Source organism: Sphaerotilus montanus, from assembly GCF_013410775.1.
GTDB classification, from domain to species: domain Bacteria; phylum Pseudomonadota; class Gammaproteobacteria; order Burkholderiales; family Burkholderiaceae_C; genus Sphaerotilus; species Sphaerotilus montanus.
In genome coordinates this window covers 61,943-72,732 of sequence record NZ_JACCFH010000002.1, presented here as the reverse complement: position 1 = coordinate 72,732, position 10,790 = coordinate 61,943, and the positions used below count along the sequence as shown (strand labels likewise).

The following is a 10,790-nucleotide window of genomic DNA, read 5'->3' as shown; positions in this document are numbered from 1 at the left end:
CCATGAACACCTTCGAGCGGCTGGAATCCAACGTGCGCAGCTACTGCCGCAACCTGCCTACTGTCTTCACCTCGGCGCGCAACGCCCATCTGGAAGACAAACAGGGTCGGCGCTACATCGACTTCCTGGCCGGTGCCGGCACCCTGAACTACGGACACAACAACCCCCTGCTGAAAACCGACCTGCTGGACTACCTCGCCCAGGACGGCATCGTGCATGGCCTGGACATGGCCACCGCCGCGAAGCAGCGCTTCCTGGAGACGCTGGAGCAGGTGGTCCTGCGGCCACGCGGGCTGAGTTACAAGGTGCAGTTCACCGGCCCGACCGGGACCAACGCGGTGGAGGCGGCCCTGAAGCTGGCGCGCCGGGTGACCGGGCGGCAGAACGTCGTCGCGTTCACGAACGCATTCCATGGCATGAGCCTGGGCTCGGTGGCCGCCACCGGCAACCGCTACTACCGCAAGGCTTCGGGCGTGGCCTTGTCGAATGTGTCGTTCATGCCCTACGACGGCTACCACGGCCCGGAGACCGACACGATCACCCTGTTCGAGCAGCTGCTGGATGACACCGGCAGCGGGCTCGACCACCCAGCGGCCGTGCTGGTGGAAACCATCCAGGGAGAAGGGGGCATCAACGTGGCCAATGTGGCCTGGCTGCGTCGCCTGGCGGCGCTGTGCCGGCGCCACGACATCCTGCTGATCGTCGATGACATCCAGATGGGCTGCGGGCGCACGGGCGCCTTCTTCAGCTTCGAGGAGGCCGGCATCACGCCAGACCTGGTCACGCTGTCGAAGTCGCTCAGCGGTTACGGTCTGCCGCTGTCGGTGGTCCTGATCCGCCCCGAGCTGGACCAGTGGCGGCCCGGGGAGCATTCCGGCACTTTTCGCGGCAACAACCTGGCCTTTGTCACGGGGACCAGCGCCCTCCACCACTACTGGCGTGACGGTCAGTTTGCCCAGGAGACCCAGCGCAAGGGGCAGCGCCTGCGCAGCCGCCTGCAGGAGATCGCAGCGCTATGGGAGGACGCCCCGGCGCAGGTACGCGGCCGGGGAATGGTTCAGGCGATGGACTGCGGCAGTGGCGAGCGTGCACAGGCTGTCTGCCGCGCCGCCTTCGAGCGGGGGCTGGTCATCGAGACCAGTGGTGCGCGTGACCATGTTGTCAAGTGCCTGCCCCCCTTGACCATCGCGGACGAGCATCTGGAGGCAGCCTTGGACATCCTCCAGCAGAGCGTTGAGGCCACGGCCCTGGTACTGTCACCTTGTTGAGCCTAGGCCGTCGCCGCTGCGTCAGTCAGCATCAAATGGCCGTGACGCCGAACGACCGGGCACCACTGGCCCAAGCCCAGGCTGCAAAGGCATTGGTACGAGCGGCCCGTTTGGCGGCCGCACCTCGGTTGTAACGACTGTGGATGAACAGGCTGGCCATTTGGTCATGGGTCGACGCAAAGCGCTGCAGATGCCGCGCCGATTTGAACCGGCGCATGACCTTTTCTCTGACCCGGGTCGGCTGGTGCAAATTCTCCCCCTTGTTGTTCGGCGTCGCCGCCATTTAATTTTGGCCGACACGGCGCCGGTGGCCGTATCTCGACCTCGCCGCAACAAGTTGACAGCACTCGTGCCGATGCAACTACTGGCTCAGCGCATCGAAGATGCGCCGGGCCTCCCAGAATCTCCACTCTTTGGTGCTGATGTCGCTCGGGTAATGCTTTCTGTCTATCGGGCAATTCTAGAACTCAGCTCCCGCGCCTGCGACTCATGGGCGGTCGTAAGTCAATAACACGCGCCAACTTGTACTTACATGCGTTTCAAACACACCGCAAATATATGACTTTCTCTACATCACAATGGTTCGCATAGTAATAAACAGGTCCAAACAAGGAATTCAATGCCAACTGACTCACCCGAAAATTATTTAGATTCGGTCAATGCGGCGCGCAGCAACGTAGGCGTAGCCCCTCTCTCTTGGGATAACGACTTAGCTGCATACGCTCAGCTCTACGCAGAGCAAAGGTCAGGGGATGGTGCGTTCATTAAATCGGGCGGCCCGTATGGTGAGTGCATTTTCCGGGGGGTGGGTCAGCATTACTCTGCAGCCGATGTCGTCGCATCCTTCTTGTCGGAAAAGGAATACTATGACTATCCGACAAATAGCTGCCAACCCGATCAGGACTGCCGAAATTACACCCAGCTTGTCTGGAGAGATACGACCAGAATGGGCGCAGGCAAGGTTACCTGTGATGATGGAGCTATATTCGTCGTGCTGAGCTTCGATCCGCCGGGTAACTTTGATGGGGAATGGCCTTACTGACCTCCACCCCCTTGCGGTGTCCAGAACCGGACGGCGCAGCGAAGGCATGGTCATGATCGGGTCGCTGCAGAATTCGTACGGTAAGGTTCTTTGCCCGGGAGAGTCGCGCCTCCCGGCGACCTTGATGCACATCCCAGACGTGGACGTCTGGCTCGACCCGCAAAGCTGTTGCCATTCGAACGGGTTGTGCAACACGCTTTTGTACGGGATCGCCTCCTGTTGCGGGCAGCCATCCCGTTTGTGCACCATGGCGCAAAGCGCCATGGTCCTTACCGTACGATTTTTTCCGAATTATGTGAGGATCCGTTCATGCCGAGAGCATGAGGAGTTATGGGGTCATCACTTTCAATGTGGCAGCCTGGCTGGGCCTGGTACCTGACCAGTACAACTTGGGTGGCAAGACTCGAATGGGCAGCATCACCAAGGCTGGTGATCTCTGCATGCGATCGTTGCTGGTTCTGGGGGCGTGTTCGGTGCTCAACGCAGCCAAGCAGAATTCCATCATGCCCCCAGTCTTGCTCACCTTGTCGTGCCGTGCTGTTCGGGTCGGTACTGCATTCCGCTTTCAGCCTGCCATGGTCACCTTGAACGCACTGGAGACTTGGGGCGTTCAGCGACCAGTTGACAAAAATCGATCAGACTCTTTACCATCCAAAAATGAGCTTCAACCACGACATCTGCCTGTTGGCTGTTAATTTCATTAAAACGTCAATCGACGACAATGTCTCTATTGATGACATGATCACCGGCCTCAACGAACTCTCAACGAGTATCTTTGGAGGTGGACAATCTCCATTGTTGGATTTTGTCAACAAACATCTTCCGACAATCATCCACCATTTGGAACAAAAATTAACTCCTGAAGAAGTTTGTACTGTCATGCTCGTTTAGTGGTGGGTGTGTTCGCGGCAGAGCCTGCGATCAGAGCATTTGAGCAAGGTCCAAGGCGCGACCTGATTAGCAATGATCTTCAGCAAGGCCCTAGCCGACGATCAGGCGTAGCGTAGAAGGCAGACAAAGCGCAGGAGCGAGCACATGCCGATGAACCGAATCCAGTTCCAGCAAGGGATGTCGCTGCCGGAGTTCATGAGCAGCTTCGGCACGGAAGAGCAATGCGCCGAGGCGGTCAAGCAGGCACGCTGGCCCCAGGGCTTCGAGTGCCCGCGCTGCGGCACTGCGGCGCACTACGTGGTGGGCCAGGGCGCACGCAAGCTGTATCAATGCAACGGCTGCCGCCACCAGACTTCGCTGACCGCGGGCAGCCTGTTCGCGAGCACCAAGCTGCCGCTGAGAACGTGGTTCCTGGCGATCTACCTGCTCAGCCAGGCCAAGACGGGGCTGTCGGCGCTGGCGCTCAAGCGGCAGGTGGGCGTGAGCTACCCGACGGCGTGGCTGATGCACCAGAAGATCATGCACGCGATGGCCGAGCGGGAGAGCCAGCACCGGCTCGACGGCACGGTGCAGCTCGACGATGCCTACCTCGGCGGGGAGCGCAGCGGCGGCAAGGCGGGTCGGGGTTCGGAGAACAAGGTGCCGTTCGTGGCGGCGGTCTCGGTCAATGACCAGGGGCATCCGCAGTACGTCAAGCTCGCGCCGGTGAGCGGCTTCACGCTGGAGGCGGTGGGCCAGTGGGCGCAGGCGGCGCTGATGCCGGGAGCGCGGGTGGTCAGCGACGGGCTGGGGTGCTTCGCCGCGGTCACCAGCGCGGGCTGTCTGCACACGCCGATCGTGGTGGGGCAGCGCAAGCCGCGCGAGCTGCCCGAGTTCACCTGGGTCAACACGGTGCTGGGCAACCTGAAGACGACGTTGTCGGGTGCGTTCCATGCGTTCAAGTACCCCAAGTACGCCAGCAGCTACCTGGCAGCGTTCGCCTACCGCTTCAACCGTCGGTTCGACCTGCGCGAGTTGGTGGCTCGGCTCATCATCGATGTCTCGCGGTGCAAGCCTCGGGCTCAGCGGGTCGTTCGGGGGAATGCTGAGGATCGTTGCTAATCAGGAAAGCCCTTGGATTCACTGAATTCATGCGTCTTTTGATATCCACTAAAAAGCCCAAGATATTTGCCGAAAGCGCTGTATCTGGCGATGGGACGGACTGGAATCTGGATGAGTTGGGTTTGCTGGGCGACATCAGCGTGGCCACTCCGGTCACGGTCTATGACAACGGTGTGCACAGCTACCCTGTGGTTCACGCACAACCGTTCTCTGCCTCGCTGCTCTTCACGCCCGGCGCGTTGCTGGAGACGGGCCGTGGTGGGCGCTCTGCGGACTGGGACGAAGTGGTGCGCAACGGTCGCTTCGACGACCAAGGCTACGCTGCCCTCTATGAGCGCCGTCTGCTGCCGGTCTTTGTCCATGCCAATGAGGTCGCCCGTGCCCGTGGTCGCAAGGCCGTCATCACGGTGCCAGGTCTCGGCTGCGGCATGTTCGCTGGGCCGTATCGCGGCAAGATGGGGTCGAAGTTGTTGGCGGCTTTGAAGGCGTTGCTGGCCAAGCACGCCCAGCGACTGTCGCATGTGAAACTGGTTCACTTCGACCCTTATCAGGAATGCGACAACCAGCAAGAGCAGTTCGAGCAAACGCTGCTGCGGGTGCGGCCGCTCGCCCGAGGAAATCCCAAAACTCCGCAGTTGTGCGAGCCGCAGGCCTATGCGCAGGCGGGGGAGGATTTCAGCGACTGCGATCTGTTCAGCGTCGTGGCATGGGACCACGTGTCTTGGCCGGGCAATGATTTTTATGGCGGCCTGCGCGCCACGGACGATGGGGTCAAGGCCGCCGCAACCAACTCAATGCAGGTCATGACCGGGGTCGAAGGCCGTTATGAACCGCGGGTTCAGCAGTATTCCCCGCCAGCGCCGTTCCGCACATGGGAAAAACTGGTCCTGACACAAGGTCTGACGATGCGGGTCGATGACAGCAACCTCTGCTGTATCCCGATCGAGGTCTGAGTAGCAGCCGACTGCCCGCATGACGCCCCCATTTTTCCCAGGAAACCGCCGTGACCCGTCCGACCCATTTCAGTTACCCCGTGATTCCAGACCGCTTCTATGCCGGCGAGTATCCGGGCGCCAAAAGTGCAGCGGAAGGGCAGCAGAAAGTCACCGCCATGGTCCAGGCGGGCATCACAGCGTTCATTGACCTGACCGAGGCAGACGAACTGGCGCCCTACGCGCAGTGGTTGCCTTCGCAGGTGGTTCATGAGCGGCATCCGATTCGCGATGTGTCGATCCCGTCGGACGTGTCCCGCACAGTGGGAATCCTGGCGTCGATCGACCGGCACCTGAGCGCAGGCCGTGGGGTGTACCTGCACTGCTGGGGCGGCATCGGTCGAACCGGGGTCATCGTGGGGTGCGGGCTGTCGTCACGCCAGGGGCTGCAGGCGGACGCGGCACTCACACGACTGGCCGAACTCTGGCGCGAGTGCCCCAAGTCGGCACGCCGGCCGCAGTCACCCGAGACGGCCGAGCAGCGCCGCTATGTGCAGGACTGGCACATCGTCGAAGCGGCGTTGTCGAAGCCGTCACCTGGGGTGGCTGCGTGACCGTTCACGACACCCAACTGAACAAGGCTGTGGACTGGCTGGCCCAGTCGCGTCGGGTGGCCGTGCTGACGGGTGCGGGAATCTCTGCCGAGAGCGGCATCCCGACCTTTCGTGATGCCCTGACTGGGTTGTGGGAGCGCTTCGAAGCGGCGGACCTGGCCACGCCGCGGGCATTTCGAGAAGACAAGGCGCTGGTCTGGGGCTGGTACGAATGGCGCCGCATGCAGGTGCTGAGCAGCGAACCCAACGCCGGGCATCGCGCGCTGGTGGCCTTGAGCCAGCGCGTCGAAGACTGCCGGTTGATCACGCAGAACGTCGATGACCTACATGAGCGGGCGGGCAGTCCAGACGTGGTTCACCTGCACGGCAGCTTGCTTCATCCGCGCTGCTTTGCCTGCGGGCATCCGCACGTGCTGCCAGACGGGATCCCCGATGAGCCGGAGGGCGGTCGCTCGATACAGCCGCCACGGTGCGAGCGGTGCCGTGGATATGTGCGGCCCGGCGTGGTCTGGTTCGGCGAATCGCTGCCGACGCTGGCGTGGTCGGCGGCCGAGCGTGCGGTGCGCGAATGCGATCTGTTCCTCTCGATCGGCACTTCTGGACAGGTGTTCCCGGCGGCGGGTCTGCACCAGATCGCCGCGCAGCAAGGCAAGCCGATCATCGTCATCAACCCCGGCGAACTGGCCGATGGGCGGTCCCGCGAGTTGTGCCTGCGTGGGCCTGCGGGCGAGGTGCTGCCGGCGCTGATGGCGCGGTGGTCGGCCATTGATCCTTGAACGGATCGTCTTTTTTCTGGAGAACCTTCACCATGTGGCTACTCACCCCGATCGGCTTTTTCAGCATCGTCTGCAAGCCGGAAGATGTTTCGACCGGCACCCTGACCGTGCGCGCACGGGTCAAGGCGGACCTGGAAAATCTTCGTGCCCACCTGCTCCCCGAACTGGGCGAGATCCGCAAGAGCCCGCACAACGATTACCGCTACCGCGCCCAGGCGCCGCGCGAGGCTGTCGCCCAGGCGATGGCGCGGTCGATCGAGCAACTCGGCTACAGCAATTTCAAGAGCGAGGTCGGGCGCAAGCAGGGGCATGAGCGGGCGGGGGTGTACCACGACGTCTGGGAAGTCCTCTACAACCTGCAGGACGACCCTCGGCATGAACGCAAGGTGAGCCCCGCGTAGCGCCCGCGGGTGAAGTTGATCGGCTCGATACCGATAGAACCGGCTCACTCTCGAAAGCTCGCTGTGCCGCCGAATCGCCTGCGTCCTCTGGTCCCGCTGTGGCGCATGTCCGCCAGTCTTGCAGCGCTCACACTGCTGTGCCTAGTCGGTCTCGACCAGGTCGGGCGATGGCTGAGTCCCGGTGTCGTTGATCCGCCATGGAGTCGGTGGCCGCTGATTTCGGTGATGGCCTTGGTGGTCACCGTGTGGGTGTATCTGCGCGGGAAACTGGGTCCGTTCGTTTCAGCGGACGTCGTGCCCGAGCGGGTGAGCAACGCGATGAACCTGCTGCCCGATGCCGTGGTTCTGCTGGACCAAGACGGGCGTGTCGTGCTCGTCAACGATGCGTTCAAGACGCTGGTCAGCCCGAAGGCAGTGCAAATCGGCGACTCGCTGGACGCGCACTCCTGGTGGTGTGAGGCGCTGTCGCTGGCGCCAGGGGGTGTCGATCTCCCCTGGACGCAGGTGCTGAAGGCCGCCGTGCCGCGGGTGCGTGTGGCGTTGCTGTTTGCCCTGCATGGCCGTTCGCCGGTGCCTGTCCGTCTGACCTGTACCCCGGTGTCTGCCGAAGCCTCGAAGCTACTGGGTTGCTTGGTGACGGTGGCCGAGCAGGGGCCGGTCGATTCACCAACATCCCACGTTTCCAACCAACCCCTTCACGGAGTCTCTGCATGAGCACCAGCAAACCTTCTACGTGGCAAGTCTGTGCCACCTGCACCCACTGGGCGGGGTCGCGCGATGTGTCCACGTTTCGGGACCGGGTCGAGTACGACAGCGACCGGGTGCGCGGCGAATGTGTTGGCGGGGGCTGGAACCGCACGGAGCGGAGTCCGTCGGCTACTTGTGCGCAGTGGGTCAAGTGGTCGGTGCTGAAGTAGCGGCAAGTCCCGGACGTGGCGCAGGCGATGCGTCGTGTTTGAGCGATTACCAACCGCGCGAAAGCTGCTCGTTCACGGAACTCGGCTCCAACACCAGCGAACATGTTTCCCAGTCCGCATCCTCGACCTTGCTGTACTTCGCATCGAAGGGGTTGCGTGTCGCCGCAGTGCGATCTATCAGGCGCCGAGCCTCTTCCTCATCGGCCAAGGCGATTTTGACCCACACGTCTTCCAGGGTGTCGGGGATCTGCCCGAACAATTGGTGGATGGATTCAAGGCGATCAGCCAGCACTTCATGAACTCTGTCTTCCACAGAGCCTCTGTAGCGCAGGTTTGCCACCCATACTTCACTACGTACCTGCCCGATGCGCTGAATGCGGCCCTTGCGCTGCTCCAGGCGCGTGGGGTTCCAGGGCAAGTCGATGTTGATCAGCGTGCCCAGGCGCTGCAGGTTCAAGCCCTCGGACGCCGCATCGGTGCCAAGCAGCAGCTTCAGTTCACCGGCCCGCACACGAGCCTTCAGCAACTCGCGGTCGCAGCGCTGGAAGCGGCCGCCACTCCAGATGCCAGAGCGATTGCTGCCCGCATACAGCCCGATCTCCATGCCCGAGAACTCCGGCCGCTTGGCCATCTCGTCGCCTACCCAGCGTGCGGTGTCGTAGTACTGCGAGAACAGGATACAGCCGCGGTCGATCCAGCGCTCGCTCACATCCGGCCGGCCACCCAGCAAATAGCCCAGCACTGCGTCCAGCTTGGGGTCGTTGTTCCCGCCTTGCTGCAGCAGCGCCAAACAGCGCTGCAGCGAGGCTACCTCGGCCTTGGTGAAATCCTTGAAGTCGGAAGTCGCGGTGCTGCCGCGTGGCGGGGATTCTTCGCCCTGAGCCACGTCGTCAGTGTCATCGTCGTCTTCGTCCGTCACTTCGTCGGGAGCACTGCTCAGTAGCTTCATCACGGTATTGCGGCCAGCCTCCATTGAGCTACCCAAGCGTCGCAGCAGCAGCGTCTTGAAGAAGCCTGCACCTCGCACGCGTTGTTGCATCAGCCGGCTGAACTCCTCAGCTTCCTCATAGGCCTCGCGCAAGTACCCACCCAACCCCAGCGCGCTGGTGCTGTCTTCACCAAACAGGCGGACGGTCACCTTGGGCAGGAAATAGCCACCAGTCGCCGGGTTGACGGTGGCCTCCAGGTAGCCACGTGTGCGCCGCACGATGCAGCGCAGCAGCGGGTTGAACTGGTCGCCGTAGCCTGGTAGTACACCGTTCTGCAACTGCACACGGCGGATTGCAGGCGAGAGCTTGTCCAGCACCTCGGGCGCGAACTGCCAAGTGTGGTCGTCGGCGTCAAGGTTGCGGCGGATGCGGTCGAAGCCGTCACCTTCGGCCCGCGCTGGCAAGGGGTCGCGCACGTACTGCCAGCCTGCCTTCACCTCGGTTGGTACCGAGGCCTCTCCGTTGGCAACCGCCAGGCAGTGGCTGGGCCGGAACCAGGGACTGGTACGCGTCCAGCCTCCCAGCACACCGTCGTTGCCATGGGACAGGATATCCAACAAGTCCCAGGCCTCCAGCGGATGTAACTGCACCGGGGTGGCTGTGGCCAGCAACATGCTCTTGGTGCATGGACCGATCTGTTTCAGGAAGGCCATCAGCTTGTTCGGCTCGGCGCGTTCGTCCACATCCTCGTCGCTGGCGTCCACCTTGGGCACGTTGCGGCGCCGGGCGCGGTGCGCCTCGTCAACGATCACACAGGTGTAGCGGCGCGACAGCAACTGCTGCAGGGCCTCCGGCAGCCCGCGAACCACCAGACCCTGCGACACCAGCCCGATGCGGCGCGGGCACTTGCCCAGCGACCTGACGCCTTCGGACGGATATTCCAGCGCGTGCTCATCAACCCAGGCGCGGCCGTTCCAGCGCGCCGACGGTAAATGCAGCAGCTCCATCAACTCGCCTTGCCATTGCTGCAACAGAGGCTTGGGGGCCAGCACCAGCACCGGCCCTCCATCCGGATCTTCCAGCGCCATCAGCATCGCGGCCATGGCCAGTTGCACGGTCTTGCCCAGGCCCACCTGGTCTGCCAGCACCAGCCGCGCACCACCCAGGCGGTGACGCTCCAGAGCCAACTGGGCAAAGTACTTCTGGTGCGGCCACAGGCCCTGCTCGCGGCGGTAGACCGGCGTTTCCACCGCCGCAGAAGCAGCGGCGATCTGGGTGTCGGCAGTAGCCTTCCACTGCGGTACCTCGATGATCCGGCGGGCTGCAATGCGCTGTACGTCCTGCGCAATGAACGGGCACACGCTCAAGTCGATGGCGCGCGGATCGTTCCAGAGGGCGTCAAACTCCTCCTGCACCCAGGCTACGGTGTCGGGAGCGTCGTCCTCCCACAGCAGCTCGTAGTTCAACCGCCAAGCACTGGCGCTCTCGTTCACGCTGCCCAGGAATGCCGTGGCCCTGCCATCAGCGCGCCGCACTACACCGGCCTTGCCGTGGATAAGACCAAACGCCGTGTCCGGCAGCACCCGCACCTCGATGCGCTTGCTGGTCAGGGCCTCGTATAGTGCTTTGTAGCGGGGCAGTGCGGCAGGTGGTGCGTCCTCGGGTTTGCCGGCGCACCAGCTCCGGCGCAGAGCAGCCTGCGCAGCGGCAGCGGTGATCAAGTCCTGCGGGTCCAAGTCGGAATTGCAGACGATGCGTATCGGCCCTTGCACCTGCGCCAGGGCCTCGCCCGCCACCTCGAACAAGCTGCTGCGAAAGTAGCCAGCGATGCGGTCGTAGGTTACCGCACCCACCAAGCGCTTTGCCAGCACGTTTTGGTCAAGGCGCAGGCGGCGGCTGGAATGGCGCAACATGGGTAG

At 62.9% G+C, this 10,790-nt stretch carries 10 protein-coding genes and 2 pseudogenes; 10 read left to right on the top strand and 2 right to left on the bottom strand.

The annotated features are described in order from the left end of the window. Nucleotides 1–2 precede the first annotated feature (2 nt). Nucleotides 3–1,268: a diaminobutyrate--2-oxoglutarate transaminase gene (gene ectB, locus BDD16_RS22345; RefSeq protein WP_179636339.1), complete on the top strand. Its 1,266-nt coding sequence runs from the start codon at nucleotides 3–5 to the stop codon at nucleotides 1,266–1,268. A 31-nt stretch (nucleotides 1,269–1,299) separates the two neighbouring features. On the opposite strand, the pseudogene BDD16_RS22340 reads toward ectB, so the two are convergent. Next, nucleotides 1,300–1,536: pseudogene (locus tag BDD16_RS22340) on the bottom strand (IS6 family transposase); the annotation flags it as partial. 351 nt (nucleotides 1,537–1,887) lie between these two features. Between BDD16_RS22340 and BDD16_RS23445 the strand changes: the two are divergent. The 9 genes and pseudogenes from BDD16_RS23445 to BDD16_RS22295 all read left to right on the top strand — a co-directional run bounded on the left by BDD16_RS23445 (nucleotide 1,888) and on the right by BDD16_RS22295 (nucleotide 7,739). Then, complete coding sequence (locus tag BDD16_RS23445; protein ID WP_179636337.1) at nucleotides 1,888–2,310, top strand: pathogenesis-related family 1 protein; 423 nt, start codon at nucleotides 1,888–1,890, stop codon at nucleotides 2,308–2,310. 350 nt (nucleotides 2,311–2,660) lie between these two features. Further along, a pseudogene (locus BDD16_RS22330) lies at nucleotides 2,661–2,789 on the top strand (transposase); the annotation flags it as partial. 178 nt (nucleotides 2,790–2,967) lie between these two features. Then, complete coding sequence (locus tag BDD16_RS22325) at nucleotides 2,968–3,201, top strand: saposin domain-containing protein (RefSeq protein WP_179636336.1); 234 nt, start codon at nucleotides 2,968–2,970, stop codon at nucleotides 3,199–3,201. 144 nt (nucleotides 3,202–3,345) lie between these two features. Further along, complete coding sequence (locus tag BDD16_RS22320) at nucleotides 3,346–4,302, top strand: IS1595 family transposase (RefSeq protein WP_179632657.1); 957 nt, start codon at nucleotides 3,346–3,348, stop codon at nucleotides 4,300–4,302. Next, nucleotides 4,296–5,255 (top strand): ADP-ribosylhydrolase MavL family protein, encoded by a 960-nt coding sequence (locus tag BDD16_RS22315; protein ID WP_445683274.1) that lies wholly within the window; start codon nucleotides 4,296–4,298, stop codon nucleotides 5,253–5,255. The genes BDD16_RS22320 and BDD16_RS22315 overlap by 7 nt, the downstream gene beginning before the upstream one ends. A gap of 50 nt (nucleotides 5,256–5,305) precedes the next feature. Next, on the top strand, nucleotides 5,306–5,848 hold the full coding sequence (locus tag BDD16_RS22310) for a protein-tyrosine phosphatase family protein (protein WP_179636334.1): 543 nt from the start codon (nucleotides 5,306–5,308) through the stop codon (nucleotides 5,846–5,848). After that, a complete protein-coding gene (locus tag BDD16_RS22305; protein WP_310734002.1) occupies nucleotides 5,845–6,624 on the top strand; it encodes an SIR2 family NAD-dependent protein deacylase in 780 nt (259 codons plus the stop codon). Before BDD16_RS22310 ends, BDD16_RS22305 begins: the two co-directional genes overlap by 4 nt. Before the next feature lie 32 nt (nucleotides 6,625–6,656). Further along, nucleotides 6,657–7,025, top strand: coding sequence for a hypothetical protein (locus tag BDD16_RS22300; protein WP_179636333.1), 369 nt, complete (start codon nucleotides 6,657–6,659; stop codon nucleotides 7,023–7,025). 105 nt (nucleotides 7,026–7,130) lie between these two features. Then, the gene (locus BDD16_RS22295; protein WP_179636332.1) at nucleotides 7,131–7,739 is read left to right on the top strand and encodes a PAS domain-containing protein; all 609 of its coding nucleotides are present in this window, start codon (nucleotides 7,131–7,133) and stop codon (nucleotides 7,737–7,739) included. Between the two features lie 249 nt (nucleotides 7,740–7,988). Here BDD16_RS22295 and BDD16_RS22290 read toward each other — a convergent pair whose 3' ends face one another. After that, entirely contained in the window at nucleotides 7,989–10,784 is a 2,796-nt protein-coding gene (locus BDD16_RS22290) for a phospholipase D-like domain-containing anti-phage protein (protein WP_179636331.1), read from the bottom strand. Nucleotides 10,785–10,790: the final 6 nt, after the last annotated feature.